Origin of the sequence: Nonomuraea sp. NPDC049655 (assembly GCF_044465465.1) — a bacterium.
Lineage (GTDB): Bacteria > Actinomycetota > Actinomycetes > Streptosporangiales > Streptosporangiaceae > Nonomuraea.
Window position 1 is genome coordinate 792,474 of record NZ_JBITLS010000002.1, and the last position, 22,656, is coordinate 815,129.

At 72.0% G+C, this 22,656-nt stretch carries 21 protein-coding genes; 8 read left to right on the top strand and 13 right to left on the bottom strand.

Translation table 11 applies throughout. From position 1 onward, the window contains the following. The first annotated feature begins 17 nt into the window (after positions 1 to 17). The 5 genes from ACIBQ6_RS09030 (at position 18) to ACIBQ6_RS09050 (ending at position 7,277) form a co-directional block, all read left to right on the top strand. Complete coding sequence (locus ACIBQ6_RS09030; RefSeq protein WP_397210844.1) at positions 18 to 1,907, top strand: S8 family peptidase; 1,890 nt, start codon at positions 18 to 20, stop codon at positions 1,905 to 1,907. 163 nt (positions 1,908 to 2,070) lie between these two features. Then, the gene (locus ACIBQ6_RS09035) at positions 2,071 to 3,450 is read left to right on the top strand and encodes a S8 family serine peptidase (RefSeq protein ID WP_358288766.1); all 1,380 of its coding nucleotides are present in this window, start codon (positions 2,071 to 2,073) and stop codon (positions 3,448 to 3,450) included. Positions 3,451 to 3,612: 162 nt separating this feature from the next. Then, positions 3,613 to 4,962, top strand: coding sequence for a S8 family serine peptidase (locus ACIBQ6_RS09040; RefSeq protein WP_358289069.1), 1,350 nt, complete (start codon positions 3,613 to 3,615; stop codon positions 4,960 to 4,962). A gap of 98 nt (positions 4,963 to 5,060) precedes the next feature. Continuing rightward, positions 5,061 to 6,758 (top strand): signal peptide peptidase SppA, encoded by a 1,698-nt coding sequence (sppA, locus tag ACIBQ6_RS09045; RefSeq protein WP_397210845.1) that lies wholly within the window; start codon positions 5,061 to 5,063, stop codon positions 6,756 to 6,758. 243 nt (positions 6,759 to 7,001) lie between these two features. Continuing rightward, on the top strand, positions 7,002 to 7,277 hold the full coding sequence (locus ACIBQ6_RS09050; RefSeq protein ID WP_397210846.1) for a hypothetical protein: 276 nt from the start codon (positions 7,002 to 7,004) through the stop codon (positions 7,275 to 7,277). Here ACIBQ6_RS09050 and ACIBQ6_RS09055 read toward each other — a convergent pair. The 6 genes from ACIBQ6_RS09055 to ACIBQ6_RS09080 are packed head-to-tail and all read right to left on the bottom strand — an operon-like array spanning position 7,225 to position 11,711. Further along, a complete protein-coding gene (locus ACIBQ6_RS09055) occupies positions 7,225 to 7,812 on the bottom strand; it encodes an NAD(P)H-dependent oxidoreductase (protein ID WP_358288775.1) in 588 nt (195 codons plus the stop codon). The genes ACIBQ6_RS09050 and ACIBQ6_RS09055 overlap by 53 nt on opposite strands. Then, positions 7,813 to 8,295 carry a flavin reductase family protein gene (locus ACIBQ6_RS09060; protein ID WP_352352263.1) on the bottom strand — a complete coding sequence of 161 codons (483 nt, stop codon included), beginning with the start codon at positions 8,293 to 8,295 and terminating at the stop codon, positions 7,813 to 7,815. A gap of 37 nt (positions 8,296 to 8,332) precedes the next feature. Next, a complete protein-coding gene (locus tag ACIBQ6_RS09065) occupies positions 8,333 to 9,259 on the bottom strand; it encodes an ABC transporter substrate-binding protein (RefSeq protein WP_357973381.1) in 927 nt (308 codons plus the stop codon). Positions 9,260 to 9,299: 40 nt separating this feature from the next. Then, on the bottom strand, positions 9,300 to 9,992 hold the full coding sequence (locus ACIBQ6_RS09070; RefSeq protein ID WP_352352265.1) for an ABC transporter permease subunit: 693 nt from the start codon (positions 9,990 to 9,992) through the stop codon (positions 9,300 to 9,302). After that, on the bottom strand, positions 9,989 to 10,666 hold the full coding sequence (locus ACIBQ6_RS09075) for an ABC transporter permease subunit (protein ID WP_352322038.1): 678 nt from the start codon (positions 10,664 to 10,666) through the stop codon (positions 9,989 to 9,991). The genes ACIBQ6_RS09070 and ACIBQ6_RS09075 overlap by 4 nt, the downstream gene beginning before the upstream one ends. Further along, positions 10,659 to 11,711: an ABC transporter ATP-binding protein gene (locus ACIBQ6_RS09080; RefSeq protein ID WP_397210847.1), complete on the bottom strand. Its 1,053-nt coding sequence runs from the start codon at positions 11,709 to 11,711 to the stop codon at positions 10,659 to 10,661. Before ACIBQ6_RS09080 ends, ACIBQ6_RS09075 begins: the two co-directional genes overlap by 8 nt. Before the next feature lie 263 nt (positions 11,712 to 11,974). On the opposite strand from ACIBQ6_RS09080, the gene ACIBQ6_RS09085 reads away from it, so the two are divergent. Beyond that, complete coding sequence (locus ACIBQ6_RS09085) at positions 11,975 to 13,669, top strand: sigma factor-like helix-turn-helix DNA-binding protein (RefSeq protein WP_397210848.1); 1,695 nt, start codon at positions 11,975 to 11,977, stop codon at positions 13,667 to 13,669. A 4-nt stretch (positions 13,670 to 13,673) separates the two neighbouring features. On the opposite strand, the gene ACIBQ6_RS09090 is transcribed toward ACIBQ6_RS09085, so the two are convergent. From ACIBQ6_RS09090 to ACIBQ6_RS09120, 7 genes are read right to left on the bottom strand one after another with little or no spacing between them, the layout of a single operon-like run. Further along, on the bottom strand, positions 13,674 to 14,399 hold the full coding sequence (locus ACIBQ6_RS09090) for a DUF981 family protein (protein WP_358288782.1): 726 nt from the start codon (positions 14,397 to 14,399) through the stop codon (positions 13,674 to 13,676). Between the two features lie 40 nt (positions 14,400 to 14,439). After that, on the bottom strand, positions 14,440 to 15,606 hold the full coding sequence (locus tag ACIBQ6_RS09095) for a lipid-transfer protein (protein WP_357973396.1): 1,167 nt from the start codon (positions 15,604 to 15,606) through the stop codon (positions 14,440 to 14,442). Further along, complete coding sequence (locus tag ACIBQ6_RS09100; RefSeq protein ID WP_358288785.1) at positions 15,606 to 16,001, bottom strand: MaoC/PaaZ C-terminal domain-containing protein; 396 nt, start codon at positions 15,999 to 16,001, stop codon at positions 15,606 to 15,608. The genes ACIBQ6_RS09095 and ACIBQ6_RS09100 overlap by 1 nt, the downstream gene beginning before the upstream one ends. After that, positions 15,998 to 16,972 carry a bifunctional MaoC family dehydratase N-terminal/OB-fold nucleic acid binding domain-containing protein gene (locus ACIBQ6_RS09105; RefSeq protein ID WP_397210849.1) on the bottom strand — a complete coding sequence of 325 codons (975 nt, stop codon included), beginning with the start codon at positions 16,970 to 16,972 and terminating at the stop codon, positions 15,998 to 16,000. The genes ACIBQ6_RS09100 and ACIBQ6_RS09105 overlap by 4 nt, the downstream gene beginning before the upstream one ends. Then, positions 16,969 to 18,123, bottom strand: coding sequence for an acyl-CoA dehydrogenase family protein (locus ACIBQ6_RS09110; RefSeq protein WP_358288789.1), 1,155 nt, complete (start codon positions 18,121 to 18,123; stop codon positions 16,969 to 16,971). Before ACIBQ6_RS09110 ends, ACIBQ6_RS09105 begins: the two co-directional genes overlap by 4 nt. After that, on the bottom strand, positions 18,123 to 19,136 hold the full coding sequence (locus tag ACIBQ6_RS09115; RefSeq protein WP_397210850.1) for an acyl-CoA dehydrogenase family protein: 1,014 nt from the start codon (positions 19,134 to 19,136) through the stop codon (positions 18,123 to 18,125). The genes ACIBQ6_RS09110 and ACIBQ6_RS09115 overlap by 1 nt, the downstream gene beginning before the upstream one ends. After that, on the bottom strand, positions 19,136 to 20,740 hold the full coding sequence (locus ACIBQ6_RS09120) for an AMP-binding protein (protein ID WP_397210851.1): 1,605 nt from the start codon (positions 20,738 to 20,740) through the stop codon (positions 19,136 to 19,138). Before ACIBQ6_RS09120 ends, ACIBQ6_RS09115 begins: the two co-directional genes overlap by 1 nt. A gap of 187 nt (positions 20,741 to 20,927) precedes the next feature. Between ACIBQ6_RS09120 and ACIBQ6_RS09125 the strand changes: the two genes are divergently transcribed. Both ACIBQ6_RS09125 and ACIBQ6_RS09130 read left to right on the top strand, forming a co-directional pair. Next, positions 20,928 to 21,578, top strand: a complete 651-nt coding sequence (locus tag ACIBQ6_RS09125; protein WP_358288798.1) for a TetR family transcriptional regulator — start codon at positions 20,928 to 20,930, stop codon at positions 21,576 to 21,578. A gap of 67 nt (positions 21,579 to 21,645) precedes the next feature. Further along, complete coding sequence (locus ACIBQ6_RS09130) at positions 21,646 to 22,650, top strand: sigma-70 family RNA polymerase sigma factor (protein WP_358288801.1); 1,005 nt, start codon at positions 21,646 to 21,648, stop codon at positions 22,648 to 22,650. The last annotated feature ends 6 nt before the right edge of the window (positions 22,651 to 22,656 follow it).

Genomic DNA, 22,656 nt, shown 5'->3' on the forward strand with positions numbered 1-22,656 from the left:
TCCCCCTCGGAGGACGCGTGCGATTTCGCCCCCTGATCGTGTGCTCGATCGTGCTGGCCCTGTCATCGGCCTCCGTCCCGGCGTTCGCCGACGACCCCGCGGCGACGCCGACGCCGGCGCCCTCCCAGAGCAAGCTGGAGGAGGGCCTCGCGCTCGACGGCGACACCACCCGCGCCATCGTGGAGCTGACCGACGCCGCGCAGCACGAGCCGGTGGCCGGCGTGGCGGCGGCCCAGAGCGTGGACGTGCTGCTGCAGCCGCAGAGCCAGTCGTTCATGGTGGTGGAGGGCACCGCCGAGGAGCTGGCGAAGCTGGCCGAGGACCCGCGCGTCACCTCCATCCACCGCGACCGGACGTACGCGCCGGCCGAGGTGGGGTCCAACATCACCCAGATCGGCGCGGACAAGGCCCACGAGAAGAACCTCACCGGAGCGGGCCAGAACATCGTCGTCCTGGACACCGGGATCGACCGCGACCACCCGTACTTCGGGGGCAGGCTCGTGGGCGAGGCGTGCTTCTCGGCCGTGGAGAGCGGCGTGGAGTCGCTGTGCCCGAACGGGCAGCCCCAGCAGACCGGCGAGGGCGCGGCCGACGCCACCACCGCCAAGTGCCTGTCCGGCGGCGTGAACCTGTGCGAGCACGGCACGCACGTCGCCGGCATCGCGGCGGGCAGCGGCGGCGTGGCCCCGGGCGCCGGGATCATCGCGGTGCAGGTGTTCAGCCGGGTGAACGACGAGGACATCTGCACGGGCGAGTCGTCGTGCCTGCTGGCCTTCGAGTCGTCGCTGCGGCTGGCCATGGACTACGTGGCCACGCTCACCCAGCCCGTCGCGGCGGTGAACCTGAGCCTGGGCGGCGCGTTGTCGGAGACCGACTGCGACGCCACCGAGGAGGGCGCGGTCTTCAAGCCGAAGATCGACGCCCTGCTGGCCAAGGGCATCGCGACCGTGGTCGCCGCCGGGAACGAGTTCTTCGAGGGCGCCTCCTACCCCGCGTGCGTCTCCTCGGCGGTCGCGGTCGGCGCGAACGACGGCGCCGACGCCATCGCCGACTTCTCCAACCGGGGCTCGCTGGTCGACTTCTTCGCCCCCGGCGTGGACATCCAGTCCTCGGTGCCGGACAACCAGATGGCCACGCACAGCGGCACCTCGATGGCGACGCCGCACGTCGCCGGCGCGCTGGCGTTGATGAAGGCCGCCGCGCCGCAGACGCCCGTCGCCGACCTGATCAACACGCTGAAGACCACGGGCCGGCCCTACCAGTACGAGGCCAACGGCGCCCAGGTCACCACCCCCCGCCTGGACGTGGGCGCCGCCCTGGCCGGCACCGGCACCCAGCCGCCGATCACGCAGTCGCCGACGACCGGCCCCACGGACGACCCCGAGCCCGACCCCACGGACGGCAGCGGCCCGACGCCCCAGCCCGACCCCGACGACGGGCAGCCCGCGCCGGCCCCGACGTCCTCGGTCACGCCGGTCCCGCTGCCCACGGTCACGGTGACGGTGACCGTCACGCCGACCCCGGCCCCGTCGGCCGCCGCCGTCTGCACGCGCGGCACGGCCGGCGCCAGGATGACGGCCGGCAAGTGGGCCGTGGAGATCCACCGCAGCAGCGGGACGATCCCCGACAACACGCTGAACTGCTACCTGAAGCTGATCGGCAAGGCCAGCAAGGTGTTCCCCGAGCTGACCAAGGCGTCGTCGCTGGGCAAGGCGTACCGGGTGCTGAAGGGCACGAAGACGTCCCGCGACAAGCTGGACAGCGCGCTGCTGACGGCCTGGCTCAACTGGGCGCACGGCAGGAACGGCACCACCGTGCTGACCGCCGCCGAGAAGGTGCGGCTGAGCGGCGCGGCGTCGAAGGCGGCGCTGAGGAAGGCGGCGAAGAACGTGCTCAAGTCGCTCTGAGGCGGCTTCACCGACGGAAGGGCCGGCCGGCCCTTCCGTCTTCCCCGCCGCATGGCAAAAACCCGCTCAGCTTTCACTGCTTTCACATAGGCCACCGACATCACACTTGTCACACCAGGGGATGGACACCTCACACCGGACGGTCTGATCCTCGGAGGACTAAGTGAGGCTACGGTCCCTGCTCGCCTGCGCTGCCGCGCTGGCCACGACATCCGCCGTGCTCTGCGCGGCGCCACCGCTGAGCGCCGACGCGCGTGACACCGGCGACCCGGTCATCAGCCCCGCCCTCGTCGCGGAGGTCCAGGCCAAGAGCAAGGTCCGGTCGATCATCCAGCTCAAGCCGGGACAGAACGTGCAGGCCGTGGCCAAGGATCTCGAACAGGCCTCCGAGGGCAGCCGGGTGCTGGAGGCGGCGCAGTCGCCCCACTTCTTCGTCGCCGAGCTGGACGGCAAGACGCTGGCCCAGCTCAGGAAGGACGACCGCGTCCAGGCCGTCTACAAGGACGAGCTGCGCCCGGCCGTCCTGGACAGGAGCACCCGGATCATCGGCTCCGACCGGGCCAACGCGGCCGGCTGGACGGGCAGGGGCTTCACGGTGGCCGTCCTGGACACGGGCATCGACCGCGACCACCCGTTCTTCGCCGGCCGGATCGTGGACGAGGCGTGCTTCTCCTCCTCCGACGCCAGTGACGGCTCGGTCTCGCTCTGCCCGAACAACCAGCCGAGCCAGACCGGCCCGGGGTCCGCGGACGCCGAGACCGCCCAGTGCGTCGTGAACGGCGTCAACGCCTGCTCGCACGGCACGCACGTCGCGGGCATCGCCGCGGGCCGGATGACGACCGGCGCGCCCTCCGACGGCGTCGCGCCCGCCGCGGGCATCCTGCCGATCCAGGTGTTCAGCCGCATCGACAGCGCGATGACGTGCGCGGTCATCGGCACCCAGGCGCCCTGCTTCCTCAGCTACACCTCCGACCAGAAGCTGGCGCTGGAGTACGTCGCGCGGGTGGCCGCGGCCCGGCGCGTCGCGGCGGCGAACCTGAGCCTGGGCGGCGGCGGGCCGTACCGCGAGAACTGCGACTCCGACCCGAGCGCGGCGAGCCTCAAGCCGGACTTCGACACGCTGCTCTCCCTCGGGGTCGCGCCCGTGGTCGCGGCCGGCAACAACGGCTTCCCCGACGGCGTCTCGGCGCCCGCCTGCATCTCCTCCGCCGTCGCGGTGGGGGCCACCGACGACCGGGACGCGCTGGCCGACTTCTCCAACCGGGGCCCGCTGCTCGACCTGCTCGCGCCGGGCGTGGGCATCAGGTCGTCGGTGCCGGACGACAGCTACGCCGACAAGAGCGGCACGTCGATGGCCGCGCCGCACGTGGCGGGGGCGTTCGCGCTGATGCGGCAGGCGTACCCGGACTTCACGGTGGCGCAGAGCCTGCAGCGGTTGCAGGCCACGGGCCGCAGCATCGGCTACGCCGCCGGCGGCGCCCAGGCGCGCACGGCCCGCATCGACGTGTTCAGCGCCACGGCCCCGAGCACTCCCAAAGCCTGACAACAGCGTCCAGGAGAGGGCCTGATCCGACGATCCGGCCCTTTCGCTTACCAAGACAAGAAGCGATAACAGAACACAAGCGCCTCTCTGACATCTCTTGTCCAATATCTACACTTCTTTACACAAACGCCCCCTGACCCCCCGGAGGATCAGTTGAGACTCATGTCTCTGCTGGCCGGTGCGATCACCCTCGCCGCCACCGCTGCGTCGCTGGTCGCCACCCCCGCCCTGGCCGACCCCGAGTCCAAGATCGACCCGGCCGTCACCTCGACGGGCGAGCACCGCGTCATCGTCCGCGTCCGCCAGCCCGCCCAGGTGCAGTCGGCCCTGGCCGGCGCGGAAGGGGTCAGGCAGGACAGGCGCAACGTCGTGGCCACGCCGCCCGCCGAGCTGGCCGGCAAGCTCGACTTCTTCGTCTACCGCGGCACCCGCGCCGAGCTGGAGAAGGTCGCCGAGCAGGCGGACGTCGTCTCGATCCGCAAGGACCGGCTCAACGAGCCCTCGCTGGCGCAGAGCGTGCCGCTGATCGGCGCCGACCGGGCGCACCGGCAGGGCTTCACCGGCAAGGGCACCGCCGTCGCGATCATCGACTCCGGCATCGACAACGACCACCCGGCCTTCGGCCGCCGCATCGCGGCGCAGGCGTGCTTCTCCGCCACCGACCCGGCCGACGGCTCGACGCCGCTGTGCCCCAACGGCAGCCAGTTCCAGATCGGCGACGGCGCGGCCAGCTCCGAGACCGAGGCGTGCCTGCGCAACGCCCCCCGGCCCGAGTACGGCCTGTGCTACCACGGCACCCACGTCGCGGGCATCACCGCGGGCCAGGCCACCAAGGAGTTCCCGAACCCCGGCGTCGCCCCCAAGGCCAAGATCATCGCGATCCAGGTCTTCAGCCGCTTCGACAACTCCCCCTACTGCGGCGCCGCGGCGTCCTGCGTGCTCGCCTACGACTCCTCGGTCCTGACCGGCATGGCGTACGCGAACGTGCTGGCCGACCAGTACGACATCGCCGCGGTCAACCTGAGCCTGGGCGGCGGCAAGTACGACGCCTACTGCGACGAGGGCGACGGCGCCGACTTCAAGGCCGAGGTGGACCAGCTCCAGGCCAAGGGCGTGGCCACCGTCGTGGCCGCGGGCAACAACGGCTTCGACGCCTCCGTCTCCTGGCCCGCCTGCGTCTCCAACGTCGTGACCGTGGGCGCCACCGACAAGCAGGACGCCGTGGCCTCCTTCTCCAACCGGGGCGCCATGCTCGACCTGTTCGCGCCCGGCGTCTCGATCACGGCCGCCATCAGCGGCAACGCCTACGCCACGCTGAACGGCACCTCGATGGCCGCCCCGCACGTCGCCGGCTCGTTCGCGCTGCTGCGGCAGAAGCGCGCGCACGCCACCTCCGACCAGCTCCTCGACGCGTTGCGGCGCACCGGCAAGCCGATCACGTACGCCAGCGCGGGAACCCAGCTCACCACCCCCCGCATCAACGTCTACGCCGCCCTGCACCACCACCGCTGACCCGGCATCGGCCCAGGTTCCAGGCGGACGCCCCTACCCGGGCGGCCGCCTGGCCCTGTTCCGGGCCCGACACGAAATGTGTCGCTTAGGGTGGCTATATGGACGCAGGCAGGGCGATCTTCGAAACCGTCGACAAGCTTCGCCAGCGGCGCACCGGCCCGCTGGTCCTGGAGCTCGATCTCACCGAGGGCCTCACGGAAGGACCGCCGTCCGACCCGGTCGCCGCGGTGTTGTCCATGCGCAAGACCCGTCTGTCGGACGTGCTGTCCGGCCTCCGGCGGGCCGGCCGGGACTCCAGGGTCAAGGCGCTGGTGGTCAAGCTCGGCGGCAACCCCATGGGCCTGGCCATGGTCCAGGAGCTGCGCGAGGCCGTCACCCGCTTCCGCGCCTCCGGCAAGCTGACGGTGGCCTACGCCGAGACGTTCGGGGAGTTCAGCGGCGGCACGGTGCCCTACTACCTGGCCACCGCGTTCGAGCGGGTCTACCTCCAGCCCAGCGGCGACGTCGGGCTCACGGGGGTGGCGATGGAGCAGCGTTTCCTCAAAGGCGCGCTGACCAAGCTGGGCGTGGCGGTCGAGGCCGGGCAGCGGCACGAGTACAAGACCGCGGTCAACACCTTCACCCAGGACCACATGACCGAGCCCCACCGCGAGTCGATGACCCGCATCGTGGAGTCGGTCGCCGAGCAGCTCGTCCACGGCATCGCCGAGGGCCGCAGGCTCGACCCGGCCAAGGTGCGCGAACTGATCGACCGCGGCCCCTTCACCGCCTCCGAGGCGCAGGCGACCGGCCTGGTGGACGCCCTCGCCTACCGCGACGAGGTGTACGACGAGGTCCGACGGGCCACGGGCGGCGAGGCCCACCTGCTGTTCGTCTCCCGGTACGCCAGGAGCGCGGCGGTGCGGAAGCTGCCGCACCCCATGGCCGACGGCATCGCGCTCGTGCACGGCAGCGGGCAGATCAGGAGCGGCCGCAGCGGCCGCAGCCCGCTAGGCGGGGGCGGCGCGATGGGCTCCGACACGATCAGCGCGGCGCTGCGCGCGGCCCGCCGGGACGAGCACGTCAAGGCCGTGGTCTTCCGCGTGGACAGCCCCGGCGGCTCGTACGTGGCCTCCGACACGGTGTGGCGGGAGGTGACGCTGACCCGCCGGGTGAAGCCGGTGATCGTCTCCATGGGCGACCTGGCCGCGTCCGGCGGATACTTCGTGTCCATGGGCGCCGACGTGATCGTGGCCCAGCCCGGCACCCTGACCGGCTCGATCGGCGTTTATGGCGGCAAGCCCGTCATGACTGACTTGCTCCAAAAAATCGGGATAAATACTGAACTGGTCGCCGACGGGGTCAACGCCGGCATGTTCTCCACCGCCCGCGGCTTCTCCTCCGAGCAGTGGGACCGGGTGAACGGGTGGCTCGACCGCATCTACGACGACTTCGTGGGCAAGGTCGCCGAGAGCCGCGGCCTGACCCGCGAGCGCGCCCACGAGCTGGCCAGAGGCCGGGTCTGGACCGGCGCGGACGCCCACGCCAACGGCCTGGTCGACGAGCTGGGCGGCCTTGAGCACGCCCTCGGCCTGGCCCGCGAGCGCGCGGGGCTCGCCGACGACGCCCCCGTGCGCGTGTATCCCAGGATCAACCCGCTGGAGCGGCTGCGGGGGCCGGAGTCCAGCGAGGACAAGTCCGCCGCCCTGGCCAGGATGCGGCTCGACGCCTGGGGGCCGCTGGCCCGCCTGTCGGCCGAGCTGGGCCTGCCCGCCGCCGGTCCGCTCTCTTTGCCCGGTTGGTACGTCATCAGATAATTTGATCTTGTATGCTCCCTGATCCACGGGGATCGGAGGAGTACACATGATCGTCAACCTCGCCGCCCCGGACGGCCAGTGGGCGTGGAACCCGGCCGAGGGCGCCTGGACCCGGGTGGACGGCGCGGTCAGCGTCTCCCCGGACGAGCGCCGGCAGGTGAAGCCGGCCCACCACGCGGGCGGCGCGCCGAAGGTGACCTTCCTGGACCGCCGGTCGGGCAGGAGAGCGAGGTCGAGCTGCCCGTGCCGGAGGACCCCGAGCGGGACGGCCAGTACCTGCGGACGCTCTGGCCCACGTGGTCGCCGGACGGCCGCCGCCTGCCGCTCAACGTGTTCGAGCCGGGCGGCGAGCCGCGCCCGGTGTGGGGCCCGACGCTCGGCTGGTACGACGAGCGGCACCTGCTCGCCCCGGTCAAGGACGGCGTGGGCGTCGTCGACCTCACGGGCCGGGTCGTCGAGACGCTGGTCAAGGCCGGGACGAAGGCGACCCTGTATCCGCACTTCGAGCGCCGGGGCTGAAGAAGGCCGCGGCCCGCTCCAGGGCGCCGGTGTCGCGCAGGATGTCGCCGGGGCGGTTGGCGTAGCCGATGAGCGCGCCGCCCCACGACCCGAAGTACTCCGCCGACAGGCGCAGCGTGCCGATCAGCGGATCGGCCACCGACTCGTCCTCCTCGCTGATCGTGGTGACCGCCCAGACGGTCTTGCCCGCCATGCGCGCCTTGAAGTCGTAGCCGGGGACGCGCATCCAGGCCGACCAGTGGTCGAGGTAGAGCTTGGTGGTGGCCGAGACGCTGTACCAGTAGAGCGGGGAGACGATCACCAGGTCGGTGGCGTCGAGCGTGGCCTCGGCGAGCAGCTTCTCCGCGCCCTCGGGGACGGGGTAGAGGCCGTCGCCGGTGTGGCGGATGTCCCGGAAGGGCGGCAGCGGGTGGTCGTCGAGGCGCAGCCAGCGTTGCCCGGCGTCCGGCGGCAGCGCGGCGGCGGCGTGCCTGGCCAGGGTCTCGGTGTTGCCGTCACGGCGGTTGCCGCCCAGGAGGAAGAGGAAACTGCGCATTCAGCATCCCATCGGCCGGTAGCGGGCGCGCAGCCGTACCAGCGGCTGGAGCGCGGGGGTGACATAGGGGACGGCGAGCACCTGGGCGACGAAGAGCGTGTGGTCGCCGGCCGGGACGACCTGGGTCGTCTCGGCCTCCAGGGCCGCCACACCGCCCTCGACCACCAGCGCCTCGGTGTGCGCCCCCCGGTGGTGGGGGGTGCCCGCCAGCAGGAGGCGGGCGCTGGGGCGGCCGGCGGTGGCGAAGCGGCTGGCGATCGCGGCCTGGCCGGAGGACAGCAGCGAGGCCGCCCACCGGTCCTGCCGGAGCAGCACCTCGCAGAGGTAGCCGCGGGAGGCCAGGCTGATCAGCACGAGCGGCGGCTCGGCCGAGACCGACATCAGCGCCGACACGGTCACGCCCAGGTCGTCACGCCCGTCCCGGACGGTGATCACCGCGACGCCCGCGGCCAGTTGCGCCATCGCCTCCGTGAACTCGCTCACAGCGGAGACCTCCGGCCGGAGGCCCCCGCCGCGGGCGTCAGGCGAGGCCGTTGGAGGTCAGCCATTCCTTGGCCACCGTGGCGGGCTCGTCCTTGTTGACGGAGATCTTCTGCATCATGTCGAGCAGGGACTGGGTGCTCAGCTTGGCCGAGATGCCGTTGAGCGTGGTGCGGATCGTGTCGTTCGCGCCGGACTTGAACAGCAGCGGCGTGACGTTCTGGGCGGGGAAGATGTTCTTGGTGTCCTGGAGCGGCACCAGGTTGTTGGCCAGCATCTTGGGGTCCGTGGTGAACACGTTGCCGACCTGGATCGAGCCGTCCTTCAGGGCGTCGGCCGTGGCCGGGCCCTTCGGCTCCCACTGCTTGAACTCCAGCCCGTAGACCTCCTTGAAGCGCGCCTCCCACCGCTTCTTGAACTCGGGCGGGCCGCCGACGACCATGTTCTTGGAGACCTTGGCCAGGTCCTCGATGGTGTTCAGCGACTGCTTGGTCTGGGTGTCCTTGGTGACCGAGAGGCTGTCCTTGTCCTCGGCCGGGGAGGAGTCGAGCACTTCGAGCTCGGCCGGGAGCTTCTCCTTCAGCGCCGCGTTGACCTCGTCGGTCGTCGAGGCGGTGTTCTTCAGGTCGACGAAGGCCAGCAAATTGCCGTTGTACTCCGGAACGATGGTCAGGCCGCCGTTCTTGACCTGGTCGTAGACCGCCTCGCGGCTGCCGATGCGCGGCTTCTCCTCGACCTGCACGCCCTTGGCCTCAAGGGCCTGGGCGTAGATCGACGCGAGCAGCACGCTCTCGTCGAAGTCGAAGGAGCCGATGACGGCCTTGCCCCCGGCCGCCGCGGCCGACCCGCTGGGCGCCGCGCTCGTGGTGTCGAGCGGGTTGCCCCCACCGCCGCTCCCGCCACCGCAGGCGGCCAGCGCCAGCGTCGCCGACACGAGCACCGCCGCGGTGCCGATCATGCGTCTCATCTGTCAATTTCCCTTCTAAAGCGGCAGGTAATACCGGAGACTATCGAACCTTCAGTCTCTGGCTCACCCCCGGCGAAACGGTCACCCTCTGGATGAGGGCGAACACGATCTGCACGACAAGCGCGAACAGCACAATCAGTACTGAACCCCCCACAACGCTCGCATAATCCTTGGTCGCGAAACCGTCGATCACGAACCGGCCGAGCCCGCCGAGCCCCGTGTACGCCGCGACCGTCGTGGTGGAGACCACCTGGATCGCCGACAGCCTGAGCCCGAGCAGGATCAGCGGCAGCGCCACCGGGACCAGCACCCGGCCGAGCACCTGCCCGCCGCGCAGCCCCATCCCGTACGCCGCGTCGCGCAGCTCCGGATCGACGCCCTTGATCCCCTCGTAGGTGTTGACCAGGATCGGCGGCACCGACAGCAGCACCAGCGGGATGATCACCGGCCAGATCGAGGACGTGCCGAGCAGCAGCACGAACAGCACCAGCAGGCCGAGCGTCGGCAGCGCCCTGGCCAGGTTCGCCGAGATGACGACCACGACCTCGCCCCTGCCGGTGTGGCCGATGGCCAGCCCCAGCGGCACCGCGATCAGCATCGCCAGCACCAGCGCCAGGGCCGAGAACTCCAGGTGCTCCAGCAGCCGCGCCGGGATGCCGTCGGGGCCGGCCCAGTTCGCCCCGGTGCCGAAGAAGTCGGCCAGCCAGCCGAAGAACGAGCCCAACCAGCTCACGACGTCCCCTTCCGCGCGCGCACCCAGGGGGTGAGCAGGCGCTGGGCCAGGACCAGCAGGCCGTCGGCGACCAGCGCCAGCGCGACGATCAGCACGATGCCGGTGACCACCGGCGGCATGAACGGGTTCTGGTAGGCCCGGGTGAACAGCCCGCCGAGCCCGCCCTGGCCGATCAGCGCGCCCACGCTGACCAGGCTGATGCTGGAGACCGCGACCACGCGCAGCCCGGCCAGCACCACCGGTGTGGCGATGGGCAGCTCGACCTGCAGCAGGCGGCGCATGGGCGTGAACCCCATCGCGACGGCCGACTGGCGCACGTGGTCGGGCACCGAGTTCAGCCCGTCGACCACGGCCGGGATGAGCACGGCCATGCCGTAGAAGGTCAGCGGGATGATCACGGTGGTCTGCGACAGCCCGGTCACCGAGATCAGCAGCATGAACACCGGCAGCGACGGCAGCGCGTAGACGACGTTCATCAGGCCCGAGGTGGGCTGGTAGAGCCAGCGCCAGCGCACGCAGGCCAGCCCGAGCGGCAACGCCAGCACCAGCGCGGCCAGGATCGGCACCAGGGACATGGTCAGGTGGTCGGTCAGCAGGTTCCTGATGCTGTCGGCGCGGCCGGTGTCCCAGTTGCGGGCGATCCACTCCCAGATGCTGGGCGGACCCTCACGCATCGGCGGCCTCCGCCAGCGCCTCGTCCAGGGCCTCCCTGGTGGCCACGCCGACGACCCTGCCGTCCTCGTCCACGGCGACCGAGCAGCCGGAGGGCGACAGCAGCGCCGCGTCCAGGGCCGAGCGCATCGAGTCGCGGCCGAGCACGAACGTCCCGTACGGCTCCAGCTCCTCGGGCCGCGACCCGGCGAACCAGCCCACGGGCCGGTCGTCGTCGGTCACGACCAGCAGCCACGGCTCGTCGCTGGCCGCCCGTTCGCGCACGGTCAGGTCGGTACGCAGCCGCAGCCCCTTCGTGGAGATGAACTGCAGCCGCCGGATCCCCCGGTCGTGGCCCAGGAACTCGCGGACGAAGTCGTCGGCCGGCTCCGACAGCAGCGTCTTGGGGTCGGCGAGCTGGGCCAGCCGCCCGCCGACGCGCAGCACGGCCACCCGGTCGCCGAGCTTGATCGCCTCGTCGATGTCGTGGGTGACGAACACGATGGTCTTGTTCAGCTCGGCCTGCAGCCGCAGCAGCTCGTCCTGGAGGCTGGTGCGGACGATCGGGTCGACCGCGCTGAACGGCTCGTCCATGAGCAGCACGGGCGGGTCGGCGGCCAGCGCCCTGGCCACGCCCACGCGCTGCTGCTGCCCGCCGGAGAGCTGGAAGGGGTAGCGGCTGGCGAAGGCCGGGTCGAGGCCGACGCGTTCGAGCAGCTCCATCGCCCGCGCGCGGGCCTTCTTCTTGTCCCAGCCCAGCAGGTACGGGACCGTCGCGATGTTGTCGACGATCTTCCGGTGCGGGAAGAGGCCGGCCTGCTGGATGACGTACCCGATGCCGCGGCGCAGCGTGGGCGGGTCGATGCCGCTCACGGGCACCCCGTCGAGGAGGATCTGTCCCTCGGAAGCGTCGATCATGCGATTGATCATCCGGAGGGACGTCGTCTTCCCGCAGCCCGAAGGGCCCACCAGCACGGTGATCTCGCCGGTGGGCGCCTCAAGGGAGAGGGCGTCCACGGCGGTGGTGCCGTCTGGATAGCGTTTGGTGACAGCGTCGAATGTGATCACGCGTGACCTCTCGCTCGATGGCAGGGCCGCGGCCCCCCTGCCACGACCGCCGCATGATCTCGGTGGCCCACAAGACTACGGCGACCCTCACCCCTGTGTCCCCACGGGGGACGGCTTAAACGTTTCACTGACCAGGGAGATTTACCGGAATTTCCGATCAAGTGGTGCGCCGGGCCTGGGTGAGTTGGCATGATTACCTCCACAAACTCCAGACGCGTACCCCTCACCTCAGCGTCCGCACATTTAGCAAGAGGATCGGCCCCGTGTCCCAGCCGCTCACCGGTCAGCGCCCCCGCACAGAACTGATCGCAGAGCTCTACGACCGCCATGCCGCCGGGCTGTTCGCGTACTGCGCCGACCAGCTCGGCGATCCGGGCACCGCGTCCGACGTCCTGGCGTCCGTGTTGTCCGGCGTCCCCGACGTCGCCCCGCCCCGTGCCGCCCTGTACGCCTACGCCCGCCGCCAGATCCGCCGGCGGGACGTCGTCTACGCCCCGCCCGTCGTGGACCCGCTCATCGACCCGGCCTCGGCGCTGGTCGAGCGCGTGCTGCGCGAGCTTCGCCCGCAGCAGCGCGAGGTGCTGGTGCTGTGCGCGGTGTGCGGGCTGAGCCGGGCCGAGCTGGCCTGGGTGCTCGACGTCGCCCCCGACACCGCCGACGAGCTCGCCTTCGGGGCGGGCCACCGCTTCCGCGAGGTCCTGGACATGGCCCTGACCGCGCTGGCCGGCGGGCGGGCGCCGAAGCCGGTCGCCGACGTGTACGGCGCGCTCGCGGTCGCGCCGCTGCGGGACGTCCTGGGACGCCTGCCCTGGCCGGAGCCGCCCGCGATCCTGCGGGTGCACTTCGCCGGATCGGTGCCGGCCGAGCCGGGGCCGCTGTTCGTCAAGCCGCTCTGGCCCGCGCCGCCGCAGTGGCCGCTGCCGCTCGCCGAGTCCGACCCGGCGACCAGCACCGGGATCTTCCCGGCGGACCTGCTCACGCCGCCGCCCGCCGGACGGCCGTCCGTGCACGAGGCGACGACCGCGCCGATGCCCAAGCTGCGCGACCCGCTCGGGGCGCTGGACTCGATGGGCCCGCTGCGGGACCCGGCCGCGCGGGCGGCGGCCGTACGACCGTTCCTGCCCAAGCCCCCACAACCTGCGCAGCCCCCGCAGCCGCTGCCTGAGTCCGTACGGCCGTTTAGCACGGGTGACTTCACCGCGCCGCCCGCCGCACCGGCCGAGGGCCGGGTGGCGGGGGCCGCCGTTCCCCCGCCCGGGGAGCGGGCCTTCTTCCTGGCCGCGCCCATCCCCGCGGACGTGCTGGACGACGAGCCCATCACCCAGGAGATGCCCGCGATCAGGGACGTCCCGGCGCATCAGGACCCGGGCCGCGCCGCCCGGCGTCCCCTGGCGGCGGAGCAGCCGGTCAAGGAGGCGGCACCGCTGTTCACCCCGAGGTCCAGGGCCGCCGCCGAACCGGTCTACCGCATGCCCGCCCCCGACCCGGCCCGCGCTCCCGGCCTGTCCGACCCGGCCCCGTCCGACCCGGCCCCGTCCGACCCGGCCCTGCCCGACCCGGCCCTGTCCCACCCGGGCCGGTCCGCCTCCGCCCTGTCCGACCCTGCCGTGTCCGATGCGGCGCCGTCCGGGCGCAGCCGCGCGGCGGACTTCGCCGTCGAGCTCGCCCGCGAGCTGGAAGCCGACCGCGCGCGCTACCCGGACCCCGCGCGCGACCTCCAGGGCCCGTCCCGCCGCAAGCCCGGCGCCGAACCGGCCCGCTCGCCGGGGAGAGGCGGCGCCAAGCCCGGCGCCCGCAAGCAGCCGGCGGGCAAGAAGAAGGCCGCGGCCAGGAAGAAGGCGCTCAAGCGGCGCCGCGAGCGGCACTACGACTGGGCCTGGGAGTTGATCGGGTTCCTGATCTGCGTGGCCATCGCGATGATCGTGTTCTTCTCCGTGCCGATGTTCATGGGCCCGTGAGCGCCTACATGGTGTTGACGATCAGCCCGATGTGGGTGAAGTAGTTCAGCGCGCCGAACAGCAGGAACGCCGCCCCCGCGATCCCCCAGCACACCCCGGTCACGGTCGTGACCGGGCCGCCCCTGGCCCGCAGCGCGAACGGGAACAGCACCGCGCCCACCCCGACCAGCACGTACAGGCCGGAGATGAAGGTGGCCTCCAGCAGCGGCAGGCCGGCGAAGGCCCCCGAGATCGGCTCCTGCGGCGGCGCGGCGAACAGCGTGTACGTCCACCCCGCCGCCGCGATGCCGAAGCAGGCCAGCCCCATGCCGAAGACGAACAGCGAGATCGGCCCGGCCGTGCGCGCCACGAGCTTGCGCCGGTCGGGCGCCACGGTGATCACGCCCCAGCGTTTCCACAGGTAGAGCGCGGCGGCCAGCAGCAGCACGCCGAACGCCAGCGAGGGCTCCCCGAAGATGATGTTGTCGAACGGGAAGCCCTGCCCGGCCAGCGGCCAGGTGAGCGTCATGTGCAGCCCGGTGACCGCCAGGACGGCCCCGACCGCGCCGAACGCCAGCGCCCAGCCGTCCACGTGCTCCAGCGGGTCGCCCCTGAGCAGCCGGCGGCCGAAGGAGACCACGAGCAGCAACCCGACGCCGGCGGCGACCGCCATGATCGTGTTGTAGGTGGGCATCCTGGCCCAGTCGATCTTCAACTCCGGCTGTGCCAGGATCCCCCAGAATCCACTCATACAGGGATGATTACCCTGAGTGCTCCTTGTTAACTGATCGTCACGACGCCGACAGGATCAGGCCGCTCGTCGGCACGCCGGTTCCCGCCGTGACCAGGACGTTCCGCGCCCCGGCCACCTGGTTGGCGGCCGTCCCCCTGATCTGCCGGACGGCCTCGGCGATGCCGTTCATGCCGTGGATGTACGCCTCGCCCAGCTGGCCGCCGTGCGGGTTGACGGGCAGGCGACCGTCCAGCTCGATGCCGCCGTCCCGCAGGTAGTCAGGAGCCTCGCCGCGTCCGCAGAAGCCCAGTTCCTCAAGCTGGGCCAGGACGAACGGGGTGAAGTGGTCGTACAGGATGGCCGTCTGGATGTCCGCCGGGGACAGCCCGGACATCTTCCACAGTTGCCGGCCGACGACGGACATCTCCGGAAGGCCGCTCATGTCGTCCCGGTAGTAGCTCGTCATCATCATCTGGCCCGCGCCCGCGCCCTGCGCCGCCGCCGTGATCACCGCGGGCGACCTGCGCAGGTCGTGGGCGCGTTCGGCGGACGTCACGACCAGGGCCACCGCGCCGTCGCTCTCCTGGCAGCAGTCGAGCAGGTGCAGCGGCTCCACGATCCACCGGGACGCCTGGTGCTCCGCCAGCGTGATCGGCCGCCCGTGGAACCAGGCGGCCGGGTTGGTGGCGGCGTGCCGGCGCATGGCCACCGCCACCCGCCCGAAGTCCTCCGACGTCGCCCCGAACTCGTGCATGTACCGCCGCGCGAACATGGCGACCCACGCGGCCGGGGTCATCAGCCCGTACGGCACGTGCCAGCTCATCTCCAGGCCCTGGGAGGTGGGCTCCCCGGTCAGCCGGGCGTTCGGCTGGCCGAAGCGGCGGCCCGAGCGCTCGTTGAAGGCCCGGTAGCAGACCACCGTCCTGGCCATGCCGGTGGCCACGGCCATCGCCGCGTGCGCGACCGTGCCACAGGCCGCGCCGCCGCCGTACTCGACGCGGGAGAAGAAGGTCAGGTCGCCGACGCCGGTCTCCCGGGCGACGGCGATCTCCTGGTTGGCATCCTGGGTGTAGGTGACCATGCCGTCCACGTCGGACGGCGGCACCCCCGCGTCGTCCAGGGCGGCTAGCACGGCCTCGGCCGCCAGCCGCAGCTCCGACCGGCCGGAGTCCTTGCTGAACTCAGTGGCCCCGATGCCCGCGATCGCGGCCCGCCCGCCCGGCATCACGCGCTCCCGGGCAGGACGAAGGTGACGGTTCCGGTGGCGTGGTCGCCCAGGCTCACCCTGCCGCGCACCTGCGCGGTGTACCGGTCGCCGTCGCGCTCGACGATCACGCCGCTGAAGCTCAGCCGGTCCCCCGCGTACGCCGGGACGCCCAGTTTGACGTTGATGCTGGTGATGACCGCCTCCGGGCCCGTCCAGTCGGTGACGTAGCGTTCCACCAGGCCCATGGTGGTGAGGATGTTGAGGAAGATGTCCTTCGAGCCCTGGGCGCGGGCCTTGGCGGTGTCGTGGTGCACGGGGGTGAAGTCCCTGGTGGCCAGGGCGGTGGCGATCACCGTCGTGGGCGTCAGGTCCACCTCCAGCTCGGGCAGGGCCGTTCCGGCGGCGGGGGTCACGGCTCCTCCGGCGTCCACATCGGCAGGACGAGCTCGTCGTCCATCGACCGGTACGTCACCCGCAGGGCCATCCCGACCTCCACCTTCTCGACCGGGCAGTCCACGACGTTGCCCACGATCCGTACTCCTTCCGGCAGTTCCACCACGCCCACCACGAACGGGACCTCGCGCCCCGGCACCGGCGGATGGTGGTGGACGACGTAGCTGTAGAGGGTGCCGCGGCCGCTCACCACGACGTGCGACCGGTTCCCCGAGCGGCAGTTCGGGCACATCGGACCGGGCGGATGGCGCAGCTCTCCGCAGTCCGCGCAGCTCTGGACGCGCAGCTCGCCGTTCCGCGCCCCCTCCCAGAAGAACGCGGTGTCCGCGTTGACCGCCGGTCGCAGCGGGTACGGCTCCCGCGCGCGCGGGGCGGGCGCCTTCGGCCGGAACTTCAGCACCCGGAAGAGCATCTCGGCGACCGGCTGGTCGTCGTCGCCGTACCAGGTGACGTTCCAGGTGGCGAAGTAGCCCTCGCCCAGGGCGGTGCGCTTCGGCCCGGCCAGCGACGTGAAGCGGGTCGCGGGGGTCAGCAGCTCGCCGATCCTGGCGTACCGGTGGTAGGTCTGCTCGCAGTTGGTCGCCACGACCCCGGTGAAGCCCGCGGCGTCGAGCGCGGCCAGCAGGTCGTCCACCGGCGAGCGGTCCTTGGCCTGCGAGCCCGGCCCCTGCATGGTCCACACCTGGGCCATCGCGGGCGGCGCCACGCCTTCCTCCAGGTAGCGCGGGTTGGCGTCGCCCATGGCCGCCAGCCAGTGGCGGATCATGGGCGCGTTCACCGGGTCGGCGGCCGGGGCGCCGCGCAGCTCCCCCATCGCCATCTGCTTGCCGGCCAGCTCGTGCAGCTCCGCGTCGGTCATCGCGCCAGTTGTCGTGCCGGACGTCGTGTCGGTCGTCGTGTCGGTCGTCGCGTCGGTCGTCGTGTCGGTCATCGCGGCGGCCTCGGCAGGTTCAGGCCGAGCATCGCGATCAGCTCGCGCTGCACCTCGTTGACCCCGCCGCCGAACGTCAGCACCACCGCGCCCTTGACGCCGTGGTCCATCCGCTCGGCCAGCTCGGCCGTCTCCGGGTCGGAGGGGTCGCCGTAGCGGGACACGACGTCGCAGACCAGCCGGCCGATCTCCTGCATGCGCTCGGAGCCGTAGATCTTGGTGGCCGAGGCGTCGGGCGCGCCCAGCCAGCCGAGGTCCATGTTCGCCGCGACCTGCCAGTTGAGCAGCTCGTTCGTGCGGAAGGCGGCCCACACCCGGGCGAGGGCGCGGCGTACGTCCGGATTGTCGGTCAGCCCGGCGTGCCTGGCCCAGGCGAGGAAGCGGTCGTAGGTCTGGCCGAGGTTGCCGGCCGGGCCGAGGGTGACGCGTTCGTGGTTGAGCTGGTTGACGATCAGGTCCCAGCCCTTGTCCACCTCGCCCACCACCATGTCCACCGGGACGCGCACGTCGGAGTAGTAGGTGGAGTTCGTGTGGTGGCGGCCGTCCATGGTGACGATCGGCGTCCAGGAGAAGCCGGGGTCGTCGGTGGCGGCGATCATCATCGTGATGCCCTTGTGCTTCTTGGCCTCGGGGTTCGTCCGGGCGGCCAGCCAGATGTACTGGGCGTAGTGCGCGCCGCTGGTGAAGATCTTCTGGCCGTTGACGACGTAGTGGTCGCCGTCCAGCACCGCCGTGGTGCGCAGGGAGGCCAGGTCGGTGCCGGCCTCGGGCTCGCTGTAGCCGATCGCGAAGTGGCACTCGCCGGCCAGGATGCGCGGCAGGAACCGGTCCTTCTGCTCCTGGGTGCCGTACTGCATCAGCGTCGGGCCCACCGTCTGCACGGTGATGATCGGGTACGGCACCCCGGCGCGGGCGATCTCGTTGGCGAAGATCTGCTGCTCCAGGGGACCGTAGCCGCCCCCGCCGTACTCCTTGGGCCAGCCCAGCCCGAGCTTGCCGTCGCGGCCGAGCCGGCGGCAGTGCTCCATGTACGCCTCGCCGAACGGGTCGTCGGCGATCTTCGCGCGGTCCTCGGCGGTCAGGCAGCCGCGGAAGTACTCGCGCAGCTCGTCGCGGAGCGCGCGCTGCTCCCGGGTCAGGTCGATCAGCATCAGACGAGGGCTCCGATCAGGTCGAGCTGGGCGTCGGCGCCGCCGAGCAGGTGGGACAGGTGCTTGGCCTGCGCGAAGTGGCGGTGCAGCGGGTAGGTGACGTCGAGCCCGAGGCCGCCGTGCAGGTGCTGGCAGGTGTAGAGCGCCTTGACGGCCTCGCAGACGTGGAACGCGGCCAGCGCCACGTCCTCGTCGGCGGGCAGGCCCTCGGCCAGCCGCCAGGCCGCCGACCACATGGCCACGTCGAGGGCCCGTCCGGCGATGTAGACGTCGGCGATCTGCATGGTCACGGCCTGGAACTCGGCCAGCGCCCGGCCGAACTGCCGTCTCGTCCTGATGTAGGCGGTGGTCAGGTCGAGCGCCCCGGCCAGGACGCCGCTCGCCTGCGCGGCGACGGCCACGGTGAACAGGCGTCCGGCGTCGGCGGCCGCCTCGGGCCCGGCCACCGCCTCGGCGGGCGTGCCGTCCAGCGGGATCGTGGCGGCCGGCTCGCCGGTGGAGGTGAACTCGGGGCTCGCGGGCGGCGACGCCACCAGGAACAGCCCCTCGTCCGCGGTGACCAGGACGTCGTCCGCCGGGTAGGGCACCGCGACCTTGCGCCCGGTCAGCGACCAGCCGTCGCCCTCGCGGCGGGCGGCCGTCGTCGGCGGATCGGCCGGGGCCCGGCCGGGCTCGCGCCGGGCCAGGGTGCCGCGCGTGACGCGCCGTCGCTGGTCGGGGCTGCCGTGCCGGGCCAGGGCCAGCGTGCTCACCAGGACGGGCAGCGCCGGCACGGCCACCGCCCGCGCACCCACCTCGCGCAGCACGACGGCCATCTCGACGGGGCCGAGCCCGGCGCCGCCCGCCTCCTCGGACGCGCACACGCCCATGAGCCCGGCCTGCCACAGCCCCTCCTCGGCCGCCGGGCCGCCCTCTCCCTGCTTGGCCGCCGGGCCGCCCTCTCCCTGCTTGGCCAGCACTTCGGCGGTCAGCTTCTTCAGGTCCTGCTGGGTCTCGTCCAGGTTGAAATCCATCAGCTCTCCAAGAGATGGTGCCTGCCGTGCTCGACGAACTCGTCCTCGATCGCCTTGACGTCCACGCCGGTCAGGGGGCGCAATCCGGACGGGGAGCGCCACCAGACGGGGTCGCCGGTCCGCCACGCCTCCTTGGCCAGGATCCGCTTGATGACCTTGTGGGAGGGGGTCAGCGGAAGTTCCGGACAAATCCGGATATAGCGGGGTAAGGACTTGGGGCCCAGGTCGGTGCGCCCGGCCAGGAACGCCGCGAACTGCTCCGCGTCGAAGGGGACGTCCATGACCAGCGCCGCCATCACCTGGTCGCCGGCCGCCGCGTCCGGCACCGGATAGACGGCCGCCTCCACCACGCCGCCGAACTCCCGGAGGGCGGCCTCCACGGGGGCGACGGCCAGGTTCTCGCCGTCCACGCGCAGCCGTTCGGTGCCGCGTCCGGCGAAGAAGACGTGGCCGGCGGGGTCGGCGTAGGCCAGGTCGCCGGACCAGAACGCGCCGTTCCTGACGCGTTCGGCGTCCGCGTCCGGGTCGTTGTAGTAGCCCTCGAACAGGCCGGGGCCGGCGGTGTTGACCAGCTCGCCGACGGCCTCGTCCGGGTTGAGCAGGCGGCCGCCCTCGATGCGGGCGGGCGGGCACGGGCGTCCGGTGGCGGGGTCGAGGATCTGCACGCCCGCGCCCAGCCTGCCCAGGCTGCCGGGCGGGGCGCCGGGGTCGGGGCTGAAGGAGATGGCCGTCTCGGTGGAGCCGAACGCGTCGATCACCCGGCAGCCGAACCGCTCGCCGAACCGTCTGGTCGCGACCGCGCTGCCCTCGTTGCCGAAGGCGATCCTGAGGGGGTTGTCGGCGTCGTCCGGGCGTTCGGGGGTGGCTAGGACGTAGGAGAGCGCCTTGCCGACGTAGTGCAGGTAGGTGCAGCCGTGGCGCCGCACGTCCGGCAGCAGGCCGGAGGCCGAGAACCGCCTGCGCACGGCCAGCGCCGCCCCCGAGGCCACGGCCGGGGCGTAGGCGGCCATCAGGGCTCCGGAGTGGAACAGCGGCATCGAGCAGTAGACGACGTCCTCGGGCGTGAGCAGCGCGGCCAGGCTCAGCCCCGGCAGTGCCAGCTTGCGCTGCGTGATCCGGACGGCCCTGGGCCGCCCCGAGGTCCCCGACGTGAAGATCAGCATCACCAGGTCGCCGGGAGCCGCCTCACCGGGCGGCCCACCGCCTTCCCCCAGGGACGACACCAGGGACAGCGGCATGCTCTCCACGCCCAGCTCCTCGGCGACCGACGCGGCGAGGGCGGCTAAGGGGGCGTCCCAGAGCAGGAGGTCCACGTCGGTGGCGCGGGCGTCGCGGACCAGCTCCGCGGCCGGGCGCGTCGGGTTCAGCGCGACCAGCACGTGCCCGTCGAGCGCCGCCCCGCCGAGCACGAGGAGCAGCTCCGGGACGTTCTCCGCCAGCACGCCCACGTGCAGACCCGCGCCGCGCCCGCTCAGCCAGGCCCCCGCCGCCCGGCAGCGGGCCACGTGCTCGCGCCACGACCACACCGCGCCCTCGAACATCAGCCCAGGTCGGTCGTCCTGCGCCCGGTCGAGGAGCAGGGCCGCCAGCGTCTGCGCGATCATCGAGCCTCCAGCAAGCGCTAGGTAAGCCGAATGGCAAACTAGAACAGATTCTAATATCTGTCCAGTACCGGCCCTCCGCACAATGTTCCGACATAGTCCTGTAACGCCGTAGACATGCGCCGATACGGCCTGTTTGTGACTCGCGAGTAACAAGCCGCGTTGCCGAGAAATCAGATAACGTGTTCTTATGCGTACCTCGCCCGGGTCATTCTCCGCGCCCCCCAGCGACACCGAGGGGGCCGCCGAGGGCCGCGCGGCGGCGGGCGGTCGCAGCGTCCGCACCCGCAGCCAGCACCAACGCCGCAAGCGCATCGTCCAGGCCGCCGCCGCGCTGGCCTCGCGCGGCGGCGTCGAGGCGATGCAGATGCGCACGGTCGCCGAGCGCGCCGGCGTGGCGCTGGGCACGCTCTACCGCTACTTCCCGTCCAAGATGGACCTGGTCGTCGCGGTCGTGGGCGAGGAGATCGACCTGCTGGAGAGCAGCATCGAGCGCCGCCCGCCCGGGGCGTCCACACCGGCCAGCCGGGCCGTCGACGTGCTCATGCGCGCCACGCGGGGGCTGATGCGCGAGCCGGAGCTGGCCGACGCGCTGATCCGCTCGTTGATCATGGCCGAGGTCCAGACACCGTTCGGCGACCGCATGACGGGGCTGCTGCTGCGGGTGTCCGCCGACGGGCTGACCATCGACCAGGCCGGCGAGGAGCAGCTCGACCTCGCGGGCTCGCTGGCCAGCGTGTGGGTGCAGGAGCTGCTGGAGATGTTGCGCGGGCGACGCACGTACGACCAGATCCAGCGGCGCATCGAGACCGCCGCGACCCGCCTCCTGGCCGACATCTAACCCCTTCCGGACATGTCCGCCATGCCCTAATCGGCTTTTTGTCGGTGGCGGAAGCTATACAGGGGGCATGAGCGACAAGCCGACGAGCGAAGACTTCCTCCGGCTGGCCGATCCGATGCGGCGCGAGCTGTTCGCACACTGCTACCGCATGCTGGGGTCGGTGCACGACGCCGAAGATCTCGTGCAGGAGACCTATCTGCGGGCCTGGCGCGGCTACGACGGGTTCGAGGGGCGGTCGTCGCTGCGCACGTGGCTCTACCGCATCGCCACCACCGCCTGCCTGACCGCGCTCGACAGCCGCACCCGGCGCCCCCTGCCGACCGGCCTCGGCGCCCCGAGCACCGAGGCGGCCGCGCCGCTGGTCCAGGACGGCGAGGTGCCCTGGCTGGAGCCGGTGCCCGACACGCTGGCCGGGGTCGAGGCGGCCGGCGACCCGGCCTCGATCGTGACCTCGCGCGAGAGCATCCGGCTCGCGCTCGTCGCCGCGCTCCAGCACCTGCCGCCCCGGCAGCGCGCCGTGCTGATCCTGCGCGACGTGCTCAGGTGGCGGGCGGCCGAGGTCGCCGAGGCGGTCGGCCTGTCCACGGCGGCCGTCAACAGCATCCTGCAGCGGGCCCGCGCGCAGCTCAGCGAGGTCTCGCCGAGCCTCGACGACCAGGTCGAGCCGCTCTCCGCCGAGCAGCGCCACCTGCTCGACCGCTACGTCGCCGCCTTCGAGAACTACGACGTCGACGAGCTGGTCTCGCTGTTCACCAAAGACGCGATCTGGGAGATGCCCCCCTACGTGGGCTGGTACGAAGGCCCCGACGCGATCGGCGAGCTCGTCTCCACGCAGTGCCCCGCCAGCCGGCCGCACGACCTCAGGCTGCTCCCCGTGGCCGCCAACGGCCAGCCCGCGTTCGCCGTCTACTTCCGCGAGCACGACGTCTACCGCCGCTTCGCCATCATGGTGCTGGCCTTGCGCGAAGAAGGCGTCAACCACGTCGCCATGTTCTTTGACCTGCGGCTTTTCGACACATTCGGGTTGCGTGCCGAGTTCCCCGCCGGAAGCGAGGCTTCCACCACAAAGTAGAACGCG

What these genes read in the sequence shown, in the direction of transcription:
- ACIBQ6_RS09040 (WP_358289069.1), top strand. Translation starts at nt 3,613, where the DNA reads ATGTCTCTGCTGGCCGGTGCGATCACCCTCGCCGCCACCGCTGCGTCG.
- sppA (WP_397210845.1), top strand. Translation starts at nt 5,061, where the DNA reads ATGGACGCAGGCAGGGCGATCTTCGAAACCGTCGACAAGCTTCGCCAG.
- ACIBQ6_RS09055 (WP_358288775.1), bottom strand. Translation starts at nt 7,812, where the DNA reads ATGCGCAGTTTCCTCTTCCTCCTGGGCGGCAACCGCCGTGACGGCAAC.
- ACIBQ6_RS09065 (WP_357973381.1), bottom strand. Translation starts at nt 9,259, where the DNA reads ATGAGACGCATGATCGGCACCGCGGCGGTGCTCGTGTCGGCGACGCTG.
- ACIBQ6_RS09075 (WP_352322038.1), bottom strand. Translation starts at nt 10,666, where the DNA reads ATGCGTGAGGGTCCGCCCAGCATCTGGGAGTGGATCGCCCGCAACTGG.
- ACIBQ6_RS09090 (WP_358288782.1), bottom strand. Translation starts at nt 14,399, where the DNA reads ATGAGTGGATTCTGGGGGATCCTGGCACAGCCGGAGTTGAAGATCGAC.
- ACIBQ6_RS09095 (WP_357973396.1), bottom strand. Translation starts at nt 15,606, where the DNA reads ATGCCGGGCGGGCGGGCCGCGATCGCGGGCATCGGGGCCACTGAGTTC.
- ACIBQ6_RS09105 (WP_397210849.1), bottom strand. Translation starts at nt 16,972, where the DNA reads ATGACCGACACGACGACCGACGCGACGACCGACACGACGACCGACACG.
- ACIBQ6_RS09110 (WP_358288789.1), bottom strand. Translation starts at nt 18,123, where the DNA reads ATGCTGATCGACCTGACCCGGGAGCAGCGCGCGCTCCGCGACGAGCTG.
- ACIBQ6_RS09115 (WP_397210850.1), bottom strand. Translation starts at nt 19,136, where the DNA reads ATGGATTTCAACCTGGACGAGACCCAGCAGGACCTGAAGAAGCTGACC.
- ACIBQ6_RS09120 (WP_397210851.1), bottom strand. Translation starts at nt 20,740, where the DNA reads ATGATCGCGCAGACGCTGGCGGCCCTGCTCCTCGACCGGGCGCAGGAC.
- ACIBQ6_RS09125 (WP_358288798.1), top strand. Translation starts at nt 20,928, where the DNA reads ATGCGTACCTCGCCCGGGTCATTCTCCGCGCCCCCCAGCGACACCGAG.
- ACIBQ6_RS09130 (WP_358288801.1), top strand. Translation starts at nt 21,646, where the DNA reads ATGAGCGACAAGCCGACGAGCGAAGACTTCCTCCGGCTGGCCGATCCG.